At 61.3% G+C, this 14,897-nt stretch carries 12 protein-coding genes; 7 read left to right on the forward strand and 5 right to left on the reverse strand.

What is annotated here, in order from left to right; genetic code table 11:
- Positions 1-175: 175 nt before the first annotated feature.
- Positions 176-1,567: an aminobacteriohopanetriol synthase HpnO gene (gene hpnO / locus UP06_RS26060; RefSeq protein ID WP_045006520.1), complete on the reverse strand. Its 1,392-nt coding sequence runs from the start codon at positions 1,565-1,567 to the stop codon at positions 176-178.
- Between the two features lie 142 nt (positions 1,568-1,709).
- On the opposite strand from hpnO, the gene UP06_RS26065 reads away from it, so the two are divergent.
- The gene (locus UP06_RS26065; RefSeq protein ID WP_045006521.1) at positions 1,710-2,342 is read left to right on the forward strand and encodes a DUF2147 domain-containing protein; all 633 of its coding nucleotides are present in this window, start codon (positions 1,710-1,712) and stop codon (positions 2,340-2,342) included.
- On the opposite strand, the gene hpnN is transcribed toward UP06_RS26065, so the two are convergent.
- Positions 2,310-4,898: a hopanoid transporter HpnN gene (hpnN, locus tag UP06_RS26070; protein WP_045006522.1), complete on the reverse strand. Its 2,589-nt coding sequence runs from the start codon at positions 4,896-4,898 to the stop codon at positions 2,310-2,312. The genes UP06_RS26065 and hpnN overlap by 33 nt on opposite strands.
- Before the next feature lie 461 nt (positions 4,899-5,359).
- On the opposite strand from hpnN, the gene ispH reads away from it, so the two are divergent.
- The 6 genes from ispH (at position 5,360) to UP06_RS26100 (ending at position 11,595) form a co-directional block, all read left to right on the forward strand.
- Positions 5,360-6,286, forward strand: coding sequence for a 4-hydroxy-3-methylbut-2-enyl diphosphate reductase (ispH, locus tag UP06_RS26075; protein ID WP_045006523.1), 927 nt, complete (start codon positions 5,360-5,362; stop codon positions 6,284-6,286).
- Positions 6,287-6,322: 36 nt separating this feature from the next.
- Positions 6,323-7,483, forward strand: coding sequence for an adenosyl-hopene transferase HpnH (gene hpnH, locus UP06_RS26080; RefSeq protein WP_045006524.1), 1,161 nt, complete (start codon positions 6,323-6,325; stop codon positions 7,481-7,483).
- Positions 7,484-8,002: 519 nt separating this feature from the next.
- Entirely contained in the window at positions 8,003-8,485 is a 483-nt protein-coding gene (locus tag UP06_RS26085; RefSeq protein WP_045006525.1) for a MarR family winged helix-turn-helix transcriptional regulator, read from the forward strand.
- Complete coding sequence (locus UP06_RS26090) at positions 8,464-9,771, forward strand: HlyD family secretion protein (protein WP_082081596.1); 1,308 nt, start codon at positions 8,464-8,466, stop codon at positions 9,769-9,771. Before UP06_RS26085 ends, UP06_RS26090 begins: the two co-directional genes overlap by 22 nt.
- Positions 9,764-11,305: a DHA2 family efflux MFS transporter permease subunit gene (locus UP06_RS26095; protein ID WP_045006526.1), complete on the forward strand. Its 1,542-nt coding sequence runs from the start codon at positions 9,764-9,766 to the stop codon at positions 11,303-11,305. Before UP06_RS26090 ends, UP06_RS26095 begins: the two co-directional genes overlap by 8 nt.
- Positions 11,306-11,367: 62 nt before the next feature.
- Positions 11,368-11,595: a hypothetical protein gene (locus tag UP06_RS26100; protein WP_045006527.1), complete on the forward strand. Its 228-nt coding sequence runs from the start codon at positions 11,368-11,370 to the stop codon at positions 11,593-11,595.
- A gap of 6 nt (positions 11,596-11,601) precedes the next feature.
- Here the strand turns inward: UP06_RS26100 and UP06_RS26105 are convergent, their stop codons facing one another.
- From UP06_RS26105 to UP06_RS26115, 3 genes are read right to left on the reverse strand one after another with little or no spacing between them, the layout of a single operon-like run.
- A complete protein-coding gene (locus UP06_RS26105; protein WP_050032036.1) occupies positions 11,602-13,098 on the reverse strand; it encodes a DHA2 family efflux MFS transporter permease subunit in 1,497 nt (498 codons plus the stop codon).
- Positions 13,099-13,144: 46 nt separating this feature from the next.
- The gene (locus UP06_RS26110; RefSeq protein ID WP_045006529.1) at positions 13,145-13,663 is read right to left on the reverse strand and encodes an isoprenylcysteine carboxyl methyltransferase family protein; all 519 of its coding nucleotides are present in this window, start codon (positions 13,661-13,663) and stop codon (positions 13,145-13,147) included.
- Complete coding sequence (locus UP06_RS26115; RefSeq protein WP_245305540.1) at positions 13,660-14,739, reverse strand: type III polyketide synthase; 1,080 nt, start codon at positions 14,737-14,739, stop codon at positions 13,660-13,662. Before UP06_RS26115 ends, UP06_RS26110 begins: the two co-directional genes overlap by 4 nt.
- Between the last annotated feature and the right edge of the window lie 158 nt (positions 14,740-14,897).

The raw sequence follows: 14,897 nt of genomic DNA on the forward strand, positions 1-14,897 counted from the left end.
GACATCGACGCGCGACCTTGATGAAACGCAATGCTCCCACATGGTCGTCCTGGCGAAAGCCAGGACCCATTACCACGAAGCGAAGTTATCGCGTGGTACTGGCCCTGAATTCTATTGAGAGATCACGCGATATGGGTCCTGGCTTTCGCCAGGACGACAGCTGACGGCGATCCGCCTACGCCGACCTTCTCACCGCGTTGTCCACCAGCGTCTTGCCGAGCGACCAGATCGCACCGGGGACCTTGTGGCTGCCGGCGATGACGTCGTCGAAGGCGCGCTCGATCCAGTTGCAGTCTTCTTCGGTGATGGTGAGCGGCGGCAGCAGCTTGATGGTGTGGCTGCCGTGGCCGGCGACTTGCGTGAGGATCTTGTGGTCCTTGAACAGCGGCACGGTGATGAGCTGGCAAAACAGACCCTTGTTGGCAGCTTCCAGCACGTTCCAGGAGGCCCGGAGCCGCAGCGATTTTGGCGGACCGAACTCGATGCCGATCATAAGGCCCTTGCCACGCACTTCCTTCAGCAGCTCGTAGCCGGGCACCATGCGCGTCAGCGCAAGGCGAAGCTCGGCGCCGCGCTTGGCGGCGGACTCGATCAGCTTCTCGGACTCCATGACATCGAGCGTGGCAATGCCCGCGGCCATCGCCAGATCGTTCTTGGAGAAGGTCGAACCGTGCACCACTGCGCGGTCCATCTGGTTGAAGATCTTGTCGAAGATGCTCTTGCGCGTCAGCACGGCACCGACCGGCACATGGCCGCCCGACAGCGACTTCGACAGCAGCACCATGTCGGGCTCGACGTTCCAGTGCTCGACCGCGAGGAAGCGGCCGGTGCGGCCCATGCCGGTCTGGATCTCGTCGGCGACGAACAGCGTGCCGTATTTCTTGCAGAGCGCGGCCGCACCCGGCAGGAACTCGTCGGAGGGCATGTTGACGCCCTTGCCCTGGATCGGTTCGACGACGAAGGCCGCGACCTCGCGCGAGGCCAGCGCTTTTTCGAGCGCGGCGAGATCGTTGAACGGGACCGAGGTACAGCCGGGCAGCAGAGGCTCGAAGCCGGTGCGGAAGTTCGAATCACCCGTCAGCGACAGCGCGCCATAGGTCAGGCCATGGTAGCCGTGGGCGCAATAGACGATGCCCGGGCGGCCGGTGGCGCCGCGCGCGAACTTGATCGCCGCCTCGACGCATTCGGCGCCGGAATTGGCGAAGAACACCTTGTCGAGATAGGGAACATATTTCAGAAGCCGCTCGGCGAGCACGCCGGCGAGGACCGAGACGTCGAACTGGACCAGATTGGGCAGATCGGCATCGAGCACGCTTTTCAGCGCCTCGCGCATCACCGGATGATTGCGCCCGATCGCAAACACGCCAAAACCGGACAAAAGGTCGAGATAGCGCGCATCATCGCGATCGTAGAGGTACTGCCCCTGCCCCTTCTGGAAGCCGACATCATAGCCGATGGTCTTGAGAACCCGGACGAACTGCTCGTTCAGGTACCGATTATGCAGGGCGCTGCGCTGGGCCTGACGGTCCGCGAATAGCTGAGACATGTCTGGATTTGGACTGTTCATCCGCTACATACTTCGGTTGAGGGCCGCTTCGTCAACTGAAAACGGTCAGTAATCGGAAAAGGGTCTGTGCGGCCTTTTGCCCTTTTTCGGACCATCTTCGCAAGCACAGCTTTAAACCATGTTGCACTGCCAAGGAACACTCATGCGTTTGACCATTTTCACCGGAATAATACTGGCTGGCGGTTACACCTGCCTGACTCCCGCGCTCGCCGCCGATCCCACCGGCGACTGGCGGGTCGCCGACGGCGTCGCCAACGTCCGCGTCGGCCAATGCAATGGCAACATGTGGGGCGCTGTCTCCTGGGAGAAAGGCCCCGGCGGTCGCGACGAGTACAATCCGGATGTTTCAAAAAAGAACAGGCCGACGCTCGGCATGGCGATCCTGATCGACATGAAGAAGACGGCCGGCGCCGAGCAGTGGGAAGGCCAAGTCTACAACGCCAAGGATGGCCAGCTTTACTCGTCCACCATCACCCCGGTGGGCACGGACCAGCTTGAGATCAAGGGCTGCGTGCTGGGCTTCCTGTGCGGCGGAGAGACCTGGACCCGAGTCGGGCCGCCGATCCCGTTGAGCCCCGCCAATGCCATGGCCAAAGGTGCGCCAAAAACCACCGGCGCGGCGCCCAAGGCCGCAGCAACGCCGGGTGCCGCGGCACCTGCGCCGACGACGGGAGCTCCGAAGAGCGCCGCCGCGGCCAAGCCCGGTCAGAAGGGCGCCGCCGACCCCGTCGGCGACATCTGCCTACTCCCTGAGATTGCGGGGTTTGCCCATTAGGGCCGGCTGAAACAGCAGCACAGCGGCGAGTGTCGTCACCAGCGAGAGCGCCAGCAGCTTGCCCATGCTGGATGTGCCCGGATGGCTCGACAGCCAAAGGCTGCCGAACGCGGTCGCCGTCGTCAGTGCGCTGAAAAAGATCGCGCGCGTCAGGCTGGTTTGAAGCAGGTTTGTCCTGCCCGAGCGCCAGGCCACGACATAGTAGATCTTGAAGGCAACGCCGACGCCGAGCAGCAGCGGGAACGCGACGATGTTGGCGAAGTTGAGCGGCAGGCCGATCAGCACGCAGATCTCGAGCGTTACTGCGCCGGCAACCAGAAGCGGCACCAAAGTCATCAGCACGTCGGTGATCCGCCGCAACGTGACCCAGAGCAACAGGCCGATCACCAGCAACGCATAGATACCGGCGTGGATGAACGCGTTCACCACGGTGTCGCCGGATTTCAGGATCGAGACCGGGCCGCCGATCGCGGTCGGCTCGGCAGCGAGCACCGCTGCCGCAAACTTGCGCAGCGTGTCGTTATCGTTGGGATCGCCCTTCGGCAGCGCCTCGACGCGGGTGATGCCGTCCTTGCTCTTCCAGGTGTTGACGAGATCGGGCGGCAGCGACTTCAGGCTGACCGGCTCGGCCTGCATCGCATTCCTGAGCTGGTCGAACACGATCTTCATCGGCGTGACGAACACGTCCTGTGCCTTGTTGCGGGTCGCCTCGTCGGCCTTGGCGAGCTTCTCCAGTGCGTCCGCGAGCCGGCGCGAGGCGACTGCGCCCGGGCCCTTGGCGTCACCGGCGGTCCGGCGCAGATTGTCGACCGAGGATTGCAGCGACTGGACGTTCTCCTGGTCGGACGGCGCCGCGTCGATCTGGTCCGGATTGAGCGCGGGGTTCAGCACTTTGGCGCCCTGTGCGAGCAGCTTCAGCTTCGGCTGCTGATCCTCCGGCACGAAGCTGTCGAGCGACATCACCCGCAGCACTTCCGGCACCTTCTCCAGCCTGGCCTCGACCTGTTTCGCCTGCTCTTCCGACGTGGTCATCACGTTGATGGCATTGGCGCCGGTGTTGGGATCCTTGCGCAGGTCGAGGAAGGTCGCGATCGATTCCGCCTTCGGGTTGCGCAGGTTCATCGGGTTGAAGTCGAACTTCAGGAAGTAGAGCAGCGGCAGGCCGGCGATCGCCAGCAGCAACGTGCCGCCCACAACCAACACACGGTGCTTCTCCAGGAAGTAATCGAGCGGCGCCAGGAAGGCATAGCCGACCGGCTCCATCTCGCCGGGCGGATTCAGCAGCTTCAGCATCGCGGGCAGGATGGTGATGCTGGAGATGAACGCCACCAGCATGCCGACGCCCGCGATCTGGCCGAGCTCGGAGATGCCCTTGTAGTCGGTCGGCAGGAAACAGAGGAAGCCGGCGGCGGTCGCCATCGCCGCCAGCGACAGCGGCACCGCGGAGCGCTTCGCGGCAAGCACCAGCGCGCCGGAGAGATTGTCGTGCTTGTAGCGCTCCGAGCGGTAGCGGACGCTGTACTGGATACCGAAATCGACGCCCAGTCCCACGAACAGCACGGCGAACGCGATCGACAGCAGGTTGAACGAGCCGACCATCATCAGGCCGGCGGCGGTTGTCAGCGCGAGACCGACGAAGAGATTGATGAACACCGCGAAGATGATCTTCGAGGAGTGCAGCGCAAGCCACAGGATCAAGAGCACGACGACCACCGTGCCGATGCCGTTGACGACGGCGCCTTCCTGGACGGTGGCGTATTCCTCGTTGGCAATCGGGACCGGACCGGTCAGCCGTACCCGCGCCTGGTATTTGGTCGGGAAATCCAGATCGGCGGCGGCCTTGCGAATCGCGTCGGTGGCGTCCTTGCCGGGCTCCAGCGCGTTGTAGTCGAGGACCGGCTTGAACTCGATGAAGGCCCGCTTGTCGGAATCCGACAGCGGCTGGTCGCTGACGAGCTCGCGCCAGGAGAAGCTCGCATTGCCCTTGTTGAGCACGGTCTCGACCGTCTCGGCGATCTGGTTGAACGGCCGCTCGGTGTTGTCGAGCTTCACTTGCCCGCGCTTGACGCCGGCAAGTCCTGTCTCCAGCGCGCCGGTCAGGCCGCGGATCGAGGGATCGCCAGCCATGATCTCGATCAGGGGGGCCGCGGATTCGAACTGGCTGGTGATCTTGCCGACTTCCTCGGTCGGCAGGAACAGCAGGCCATTCTTCTCGAAGAACTCGCCGGTGCCGAGCTGCTGCATCGACTGGAAGTCGGTCTTGTTGTCCTTCAGCTTGGCATAGAGCGCGTCCGCAGCCGCAGTCGCCATCTCCGGCGTCTTGGCCTCGACGACGGCGAGAATCGTCGCATCGCGATCGAAGGCGCGGTCGAACTGCTGGTCGCGCTGGCGCCAGTCCAGATTCTGGGCAATCAGCGAATTGATGTCGGTGTTGATGGCGAAGTGCTGGGACGTGTAATAGCCCGCCCCGACCGCCAACAGGAGCCCGAGAACGACGACGAGGGGGGCAAACCGGGTGCAGGCCCTGACGATGGCAACGACGACGCTTTGCAGCACGTATTTTCTTTCTAGTGTTAACAGCTTGCCGGAAACGCCCGCTGTTTATCGGAGTTCCGGAGCGAAACCTATTGCTGTTTTGAGTGCGTCTCGCGGGAACAAGGTTCGAAGTAAACGCCGGGAGACCATGGCAAAATCTTGCGGGGCGATCGGTATAGCCGGTGACTTGAGGCGGGAAAGTGACGAAGGGGTGAGCACAAATGTCGCCATTTTGCGCACACGAAATACCATATTATGATACCGTAAGATTAGCCCTACAGGGAACCCAAGGTTCATTCCACCTTTCCTTGCTGCCGATTTTTTGACACAAAGTGCTGTGCCTGCATGCGCCAGGGCCCAGATGGGGTGAGCGGTTACCGCGGTCGCGAAGCCAATGGTGCGGATATTGCAACATTGGCCAGTATCGGGGTGCCGCCAGGGACAATTGAGCGGATTGGTGCAACTTGCGTGATGGGCGTCCAATGGAAGTTTATCTAGCGCAGCCGCGCGGCTTTTGCGCGGGCGTGGTGCGCGCGATCGAGATCGTAGAACGGGCCCTCCAGAAGTACGGCCCGCCCGTCTACGTGCGCCATGAGATCGTGCACAACAAATACGTCGTCGAGAGCCTGAAGAACAAAGGCGCGATCTTCGTCGAGGAGCTGTCTGAGGTTCCGCCGAAGGCAGTGACCGTTTTCAGCGCCCATGGCGTCGCGCGCAGCGTCGAGGAAGAGGCCGCCGCGCGCGACCTTCCGGTGCTGAACGCCACCTGCCCCCTGGTCACGAAAGTTCACAATCAGGGGAAGCGCTACATCACCAAGGGCCGTACCCTGATCCTGATCGGCCATGCCGGCCATCCTGAGGTCGAGGGCACGATGGGCCAGGTTCCCGGCCCCGTGCTGCTGGTCCAGAGCGTCGACGAGGTTAAGGCCCTGACGCTGCCGGTAGATACGCCTGTGGCCTATATCACCCAGACCACGCTGTCGGTCGACGACACCAGGGACATTATCGGGGCCCTTCAGGCCAGATTTACAGATATTCAAGGCCCCGACATCCGGGATATCTGCTATGCGACACAGAACCGCCAATCTGCGGTAAGGGACTTGAGTAAGCTGGTCGACGTGATCTTGGTGGTGGGCGCTGCCAATAGCTCGAACTCGAACAGGCTCCGCGAAATCGGCACTGAGGCCGGCGTCGCGAGTTATTTGATCGCCGATGGCCGCGAGCTCAATCCGGAGTGGTTGAAAGGTGCCAGAACCGTCGGCCTCACGGCCGGCGCCTCGGCGCCCGAGGTGTTGGTGGATGACGTGATCGAAGCGCTGCGGCGGATCGGACCGGTGACGGTGTCGGTGCTCCCGGGCCGCGAGGAAAACATCGAATTCAGGCTTCCGGCCCAACTGGCTGCGAGCTGACCTACCCGAATTCCAAGCCCAGAAAGAAAACGTGTAATGGCTATCCCCTTCTTCAAGGAAATGCGTATCGGCGGCTATTTGCTCAAGCAGAAAATGCTTGGCCGCAAACGCTATCCGCTCGTGCTGATGCTGGAGCCGCTGTTCCGCTGCAACCTCGCCTGCGTCGGCTGCGGCAAGATCGACTATCCGGATGCGATCCTCAACCGCCGCATGACCGCACAGGAGTGCTGGGACGCGGCTGACGAGTGCGGCGCGCCGATGGTGGCGATTCCCGGCGGCGAGCCGCTGATCCACAAGGAGATCGGCGAGATCGTGCGCGGCCTCGTGGCCCGCAAGAAGTTCGTCTCGCTCTGCACCAACGCGCTGCTGCTCGAGAAGAAGCTCGATCTGTTCGAGCCGTCGCCCTATCTGTTCTTCTCCGTGCATCTCGACGGCCTGAAGGACCATCACGACAAGGCGGTGTCGCAGAAGGGCGTGTTCGACCGCGCCGTGTCCGCGATCAAGGCGGCGAAGGCGCGCGGTTTCACCGTCAACGTCAACGCCACCATCTTCGACGGCCATCCGGCCGAGGAGATCGCAAAATTCCTCGACCTCACGGTCGAGCTTGGTGTCGGCGTCTCGATGTCGCCGGGCTACGCCTATGAGCGCGCACCGGACCAGGCGCACTTCCTCAACCGCACCAAGACCAAGAAGCTGTTCCGCGACGTCTTTGCGATGGGCAAGGGCAAGAAGTGGAACTTCATGCATTCCGGCCTGTTCCTTGACTTCCTCGCCGGCAACCAGGAATACGAGTGCACGCCGTGGGGCATGCCCGCACGCAACATTTTTGGTTGGCAGAAGCCCTGCTACCTGCTCGGTGAAGGCTACGCAAAAACCTTCAAGGAGCTGATGGACACCACGGACTGGGAGACCTACGGCACCGGCAAGTACGAGAAGTGCGCGGACTGTATGGCCCATTGCGGTTACGAGCCGACGGCGGCAACCGCAGCGCTCAACAACCCGATCAAGGCGATGTGGGTGTCGCTACGCGGCATCAGGACCACGGGTCCGATGGCGCCGGAGATCGACATGTCGAAGCAGCGCCCGGCGCAGTACATCTTCTCGGCGGAAGTGCAGAAGCGCCTGTCGGAGATTCGCAAGGACGAGGCCGCCGCCGCTCAGGAGAAGGCCGCGCGGAAGGCCTCGACCGCCGCGTAAGCACGAAGATCTGTAGCCCGGATGAGCGCAAGCGAAATCCGGGACAGTCTTTCCGCGCTATAGGCCTCGGATTTCGAGCTACGAACATCAAAAGAGAAGGCCCGGTCGCCATCGCGATCGGGCCTTTTCGTTTGTCCAGCTCAAGCGGCAGCGGGGAGGCGTGGAGTCAATGCGCGGACTGCGCCCCTCTCCTCCTTGCGGGACTGGACCGAATTTTTCAGAGAAGAGCGTTGGCAAAAATCGAGCCTGTCCATTGCCGTCCGTAACGATTGCGCCTCCAACGCGAAGCCTTCTCCTGCGCTGAAGCGTCGAGAGGAGCGCCGATCACAGCGCTCCGTTCCCTCGTCCTCGGATCACGCGCCGAGCAAGCACTTCGCGCCTGTTCCGATTCCTTCAGACGCTGACCTGCCCCCTTCACGATGGCGTGTTTCCAGAGGGGGTGCGCTTGCATTTTTCATAAGCAAGCTTATCAGATTAATAAGCAAGCTTATCATAAGCTTACGTAGGAATTTGAGAGCCTTGGAAGTCGAATCCCCCACCCTTGGTTTTCTGCTGCACGAAGTCGCGCGGCTGCTCAGGAAGAGGTTTGAGCAGATTTCCCGCGAATCCGGGCTGACGCGATCGCAATGGCAGGCGCTGGCCTATCTGGCTCAGAACGAAGGCATCAACCAAAGCGGATTGGCAGAACTCCTCGACATCGAGCCGATCACGCTTTCGCGGATTTTGGACAAGCTAGAGGCTTGCGGGCTGATCGAGCGACATCCGGATTCGTCGGACCGGCGGGTCCGGATCCTCCGGCTTGCGCCGGCTGCCCGGCCAAAGCTGATGCAGGCACGCAAGCTCGGCGAGATCACCCGCCGCGAGGCGCTGACCGGTCTATCCGAGTCGGAAGGTTTGCGCCTGCTGGAGACCCTCAAAGTTTTGAAACTCAACCTCACCGAAGCGTGCGACTTCGGAGGAAAAGCAGAAGCGAGCAAGTCATGGGCAGTACCGGCGAAGTAAATCCCAAACGGCACGGTGCCGACAGCGAAAAGGCCATCTCCCATGGTGATTCACAGGGCGCTGAGGACAAGGTCTATCGTTTGACGCGCCATCCGCCCGAGGCGAGGGACGCTCAAGACACAGACGCAGCCGCCGAGCCGGCAGCGAAAGAGCGATCGGACGATCGCAAGTCGCCCGGCGAACCGCACCACCGGCCTGCGTCGGCCGCTCCGGGAGCGCCGAAAAAATCCCGAAAGCGGGTTCTGATGTTTGCCTTGTTGCCGGTGGCGCTGATCGTCGGCGGCTATCTCTATGTGACGGGGGGCGCTGTCATGTCGACCGACAACGCCTACGTCCAGGCCGACATGGTCGGATTGTCTACCGACGTTTCCGGGATTGTCACCAACGTACTCGTCCACGACAACCAGAAGGTCGCGAAGGGCGATGTGCTGTTCAAGCTGGACGACCTGCCATTTCGGCTGGCGCTGGATCGGGCTGAAGCCCAGATCGGAAACACCCGGAATGATCTTGTCGCGCTGCAGACCAGCTACCGCAACATGCAGAGCCAGGTCGAACAGGCCAAAACAGACGTCGATTTCAACAATGTCAACTTCAAGCGCCAGCAACAGTTGATCACCAACGACTTCACACCGCGGGCGACGTTTGACGCGGCCCGCAATACGCTGCAAGCATCGCAGCAAAAGCTCGCCTCGCTGGAAGCGCAGCTTGCCGGAATCGCCGCAAACCTGAACAATAATCCGGATGCGCCGATTGAGGATCATCCACGCTACAAGGATGCGCTGGCTGCACGGAACGAGGCTGCGCGCCAGCTGTCCCATACCGTTGTCAAAGCACCCTTCGCCGGAATCGTGACCAACGTGCCGTCGTTGCAGCCTGGCCAATATCTCGCCGCCGCAGCAACAGCATTCAACATTGTGTCGACCGATCATGTCTGGATTCAAGCCAGCCCGAAGGAAACGGAACTGACTTATGTCAAGCCCGGACAGAAGGTGACGGTCGACGTCGATAGCTATCCTGGCAAGCGATGGGTTGGCACGGTCGAAAGCATAAGCCCGGCGTCGGCATCGAGCTTTTCATTGCTTCCGGCCGAAAATACCAGCGGCAATTGGGTCAAGGTTGTCCAGCGCATTCCGATGCGCATCCGGGTCAACAATGCGCCCGACATGCCGTCATTGCGCGTCGGTATGAGCGTGGAATTGAACGTCGATACCGGACACGAGCGCGGACTGCCCAGCTTCATCACGGGCCTGTTCAGCTCCTCGTCCTCGGAAAACGAAAATGACTGATTCCGCGACCGTCGAGGCTCGGCCGATCAATCGGCCCGCCATCACGGCCTGCGTGATCCTCGCCGTGATCATGCAGGCGTTGGATACCACAATCGCCAACGTCGCGCTTCCCTACATACAGGGGAGCGTTTCGGCCAGCGCGGATCAGATCAATTGGGTACTCACATCCTACATTGTGGCCGCCGCGATCATGACCCCGCCATCAGGCTTTCTCGTCAACAAGTTCGGGCGCCGGCGGATTCTGATGGCGGCGGTCACCGGCTTCGTCATCGCGTCGGTGCTGTGCGGCATCGCGCAGTCGTTGGTCCAGATCGTGGCGTTCCGCCTGCTGCAAGGCTTTTTCGGTGCGGCGCTGGTGCCAGTGTCTCAGTCGATCCTGCTCGACATCTACACCCCCGAAGAACGGGGATCGGCGATGGCGTTATTCGGCGTGTCCGTGATGGTCGGGCCGGTGCTCGGTCCGGTCATCGGCGGCTGGCTGACGGATCATTACACCTGGCGCTGGGTTTTTTATATCAATGTGCCGCTTGGTGCTCTCGCCTTTGCTGGCATATCGTTCTTCCTGCGGGAAACCAAAACCAGCGCAGCCGCCAGGCTCGATTGGGTCGGATTTGGCAGCCTGAGTATCGCTATCGCCGCGATGCAGGTCTTTCTGGATCGGGGCGCGCAGCTCGACTGGTTTTCCTCCTTCGAGATCCTGATCGAGGCCGTCGTCGCGGTATCGGCGTTCTACGTCTTCCTTGTTCACACCTTCACGGCCGACGACTCGTTCGTCAATCCGAAGCTGTTCCTCGATCGCAACTTCACGGTGGGAATGCTGTTCATTTTCATCGTCGGCATAACCTATCTGTCGTCGCTGGCGCTGATGACGCCCTATCTGCAAACGCTGATGGGATACCCCGTCGTCACGGCCGGGCTCGTCATGGGCCCGCGCGGTATTGGGACCATGGTCTGCATGTTCGTGGTCGGCAGGTTGATCGGGCGGATCGACACCAGGATACTCCTTATGATTGGCCTGCTGCTGACGGCATGGGCCCTGTATGACATGACCGGTTGGACCCCCGACGTCTCGCAATGGACGATCGCAGTGACTGGATTCATCCAGGGCGCGGGTCTTGGATTTCTTTTTGTCCCGCTGACCACCGTGACCTTTGCCACGCTTGCCCCGGAGCAGCGGCCCGACGCAACCGGTCTGTACAACCTCTCGCGAAACGTCGGCTCCAGCGTGGGAATCTCCGTCGTTTCCTATCTTCTGACGAGGAATAGCCAAATCAACCATGCCATCATCGGAAGCCATGTCACGGCGGTTAATCCCGGCTTCAGGAACAGCGTCATGGCACACGCGTGGAGTCCGTGGACCGCCTCAGGACGGGCTGCCCTCGATCAGGTCATCCAGAATCAGGCTTCCATCATCAGCTACATCGACGATTTCAAACTGATGATGCTCCTCTCACTGGGCGCCACCCCCCTGGTGCTGCTGCTGCGGCGTGCTGCGTCCGAGGCGAGCAACGACCATGCGATGGTCATGGAATGAAGCTGCATTGCGGCACTCTACGACCGTTGAACAAGACGACTGCAAGAGAGGAAGGAAACGCAATGAATAAAATTCTCCTGGCCCTCGCATTGCTCGCGAGCCTATCGACCGAAAGCGTCGCTCAGCACGCTGGTAGCGACCAGGATGAGAAGGCCTGCACCCACGACGTTGAGCGACTCTGCCGCAAGTGGATGGATCAAGGCGACTTTACTATTCTGGCCTGCCTGAAGGAAAATCGCACCAGGCTACATCCGGCTTGCCGAGACGTGCTGATCAGGCATGGGCAGTAGCGTTGTTCAAAGCTCGTCCGTCCCTGCATCAGTGCCTTCCGAGGAACCGGCCGCGAACGGAATCAGCAATAGTCCGAGCAGCGCCGCGCAAGCGAGGAGCGCCCAGGCTTCGTTGGCACTGAGTGCGAATGCGGCCTTTTCGACCATGGGACGCAGATAGGCTTCAATCGTGGCATCGGAGACCCCCGCAGGGCGATGGGTAAACAACGTCAGGTCAAGCCCGATCGCCTGAGCCGCAGTCACATCGCCCGCAATCAGACGCTCGCGCAGAGCGTCGGCGTGCGCGCCGGTGCGCCCATAAAGGATCGTATCGATCAGCGCGATACCGATCGCGCCCCCGACGTTTCGCATCAGATTGAACAGACCACTTGCGTCGGGTACCCGCGATGCGGCCAGCGAGCCCAACGCCAGCCGTGTCGGAGGCAGCAGGCAGAACATGATCGCAACGCCGCGCAAGACTTGCGGCCAGAACATTTCGTGGAAGTCGGCGACACGGCTCTCGAATGCACTGCAACCCAGTCCGATCGCGAACAGACCAAACCCCGCCGCCGACAACCAACGGGGATCGAACCTGCTTTCCAGCAGGCCCGCAATCGGCGCGGTGGCAAGCTGCGAAACGCCGGTGACGAGCATGATCGTGCCGATTTCAAATGCGTCATGATGTCGAACATAGGCGAGGAAGACCGGCATGAGATAGACCGAGCCGAACAATCCAATTCCGAGGAAGAAGCTCAATGCGCAACCGATCGCAAACGAGCGAGATCCAAATGTCGACAGATCGACCACCGGATGCGCGGCCCTGAGTGTTCGGATGGTGAAGACAATTGCCGCGGCAGCACTCAAGACAATCGGGATAAAGCAGAATGGCGAAAGCCACCCGTGTTGCGGGCCTTCCTTCAGGCCGATCTCCAGGCATGCAAGCGAAACCGCAAGAAGTGCGAGGGAAGGCACGTCGAGTGTGGTCAGATCGGAAAACCGCGGTCGTTCGCGCGGAAGCAGCATTGGCGTGGCGAGTGCGGCGATCGCACCGGGGGCGACATTGATCAGAAACAGCCAATGCCAGGACCACGTGTCGGTGATCCAGCCACCGACCACCGGCCCGACCGTGGGCGCCAGCACGGCCATGATGCCGGCCATGGTGGTCGCGGGATGCAAACGGATCGGAAACAGCAGGAAGACAGCGGAGAAAACCGCCGGAATCAGCACGCCGCCAGCAAACCCCTGAAGCACGCGGAAGCCGACAAGCGTCGTAAAACTGCCGCTGAACGCGCAACCGATGGAGGCCAGGGTAAAGAGGCTGATCGCAGTAACGAACAGCCACCGCAGCGTCAGCGCGCGCGTAAGCCACCCGGTCAGTGGAATGGCTATGATCTCGGCGATCAGATACGCTGTTTGAATCCAGCTCATCGCCTCTCGCGATATGGCGAGTGTACTCTGGATCGTGGGTAGCGAAGTGGCGACGACCTGAATGTCGAGGATCGCCATGAACATGCCAAGGCACATCAGGACGAAGCCAAGCCACGTAGCCGCACTGGGCTCGGTAACCCGTTCAGTGACCATGCGCCACGCGCAATGTCTTACGGGATGCAGCGAGAGCGCGGTTTTCTGCCCGGATGCGGATCGCGAGAACCGTAGCGTTGAGGATGCTGAAGAGGACGGCCAGCAGCGGAAGACTGAGAACCAAAGGGAGCACGGCGATCTCGCCGGTAACCACCGCATAGTTGGGATGCGACAGAAATCGATAGGGTCCCGCTGACACGAGCGCTTGTTCGGGCAGAACAATAATCCGCGTCGTCCATCGTGAGCCGAGCGTCCAGATGACCCAGAAGCGAAGGCACTGAAGGATAAGGTAGCCGGCCAGGGCAGCGACATTCACCGGTTGGTCGCGTCCAAACACCCACAGCGACAACAGCCAGGCTGCATGAACCGTGATGATCAACGGATAATGCCGGGGTGCCACCTCAACGGCGCCCTTGGCCAGGAGCTTTCGAGTGTTGGCGCGCGAAATGACGAGTTCGCCGACGCGCTGCAGCGTGATGGCGCCGAGAATGAGTTCAGCAAACGTCACGCAGTGTGCCGTAGCGCGACACAGCTCGCGGTGAAGCCGGGTCCGAGCGCCGTCAACAGCGACCGCGCCGGCAACCCCTTCGCGAAGGCCTGCTCGAGCACGAACAACACAGTGGGTGACGACATGTTGCCAAAGTCGGCGATAATCTGCCGTTCATGGGAAAGCGTGCCTTGGTCGAGCGCGAGCGCGCTTTCCAATGCACTGACAACCTTCGTGCCGCCGGGATGGCAGATGAACCGGTCAATGTCTTGCATCGAAAGGCGCATTCTGGAGAGAATTTCCGTCACGGCGGAGTTGAGATGCCTCGTGACGAAATCAGGTATGGTGCGGCGAAAGATGACGCCGAATCCTTCCGGGTCGACACTCCATCCCATGATGCCAAGCGTATCCGGCCAAAGATGTTCGCCGGTAGCCTCGATCTGCGTCGAGCCGCCATCGCCCGCGCGCAACACGATTGCAGCAGCGCCGTCGCCGAACAGGCTGACGGCAACGATGTTGGCCTTGGTAAGTTCGTCCAGGCGAAGTGCGAGTGAGCAGAGCTCGATCGTGACCAGCAGTACGTTAGTGCCAGGCCGCGCTTGGGCGAGGCGCGATGCAATCGATAAACCCGAAACCCCGCCCGCACAGCCAAGACCAAACACCGGTACACGCATCGCGTCGGATCGGAAGCCCATCCGGCGGGCGACGCGCGCCTCGAGACTTGGTGTCGCGATTCCCGTGGAAGAGACGGTCACGACAGCGTCGACATCGCTGCCGGCAAGTTGCGCGCTCGCCAGCGCCTTCTCGGCGACATCGATAAATAGCGCTTCAGCTCCTTCGAGAAAGGCCTCGGTGCGTTCCGGCCAGCCTCGTCGTTCGAGATACCAGTCGAACGGCTTGACGCCGTGACGCTTGACGATTCCGGTATTCGAAAAGATGGTTGAGAACCGTTCGAATTCGGGAAAGCGGGCGCCGAAGACATCCCATGCCGCCGTCAGCACGTCCTCTTGCAAAAGCACGTGGGGAGGCACCGACGTCGCCAGGGAAACCAGTGCAGCCGGGGGTATCGGGGATCCGAGTGTTTCTGTCATCAGCATGAGAAACATCGGCGCTGTGCAAATATTTCGACGCTGGTAGGAAATGATCCGGCCGGACACGTCACTTAAACTTGAATAGTCACCGCAATTCCGTAATTTCGACACGGCCGCCGAATGGCATGGCCCATTCAAGATTGCGGTGATGCTGCCGAACCGCA

It is taken from the genome of Bradyrhizobium sp. LTSP857, assembly GCF_000938285.1.
Taxonomy (GTDB): Bacteria; Pseudomonadota; Alphaproteobacteria; order Rhizobiales; family Xanthobacteraceae; genus Bradyrhizobium.

Excerpts from the sequence above, each read along its gene's own strand:
- UP06_RS26090 (WP_082081596.1), top strand. The coding sequence starts at position 8,464 with ATGGGCAGTACCGGCGAAGTAAATCCCAAACGGCACGGTGCCGACAGC.
- UP06_RS26105 (WP_050032036.1), bottom strand. The coding sequence starts at position 13,098 with ATGTGCCTTGGCATGTTCATGGCGATCCTCGACATTCAGGTCGTCGCC.
- ispH (WP_045006523.1), top strand. The coding sequence starts at position 5,360 with ATGGAAGTTTATCTAGCGCAGCCGCGCGGCTTTTGCGCGGGCGTGGTG.
- hpnO (WP_045006520.1), bottom strand. The coding sequence starts at position 1,567 with ATGAACAGTCCAAATCCAGACATGTCTCAGCTATTCGCGGACCGTCAG.
- UP06_RS26115 (WP_245305540.1), bottom strand. The coding sequence starts at position 14,739 with ATGCTGATGACAGAAACACTCGGATCCCCGATACCCCCGGCTGCACTG.
- hpnH (WP_045006524.1), top strand. The coding sequence starts at position 6,323 with ATGGCTATCCCCTTCTTCAAGGAAATGCGTATCGGCGGCTATTTGCTC.
- UP06_RS26065 (WP_045006521.1), top strand. The coding sequence starts at position 1,710 with ATGCGTTTGACCATTTTCACCGGAATAATACTGGCTGGCGGTTACACC.
- UP06_RS26095 (WP_045006526.1), top strand. The coding sequence starts at position 9,764 with ATGACTGATTCCGCGACCGTCGAGGCTCGGCCGATCAATCGGCCCGCC.
- UP06_RS26100 (WP_045006527.1), top strand. The coding sequence starts at position 11,368 with ATGAATAAAATTCTCCTGGCCCTCGCATTGCTCGCGAGCCTATCGACC.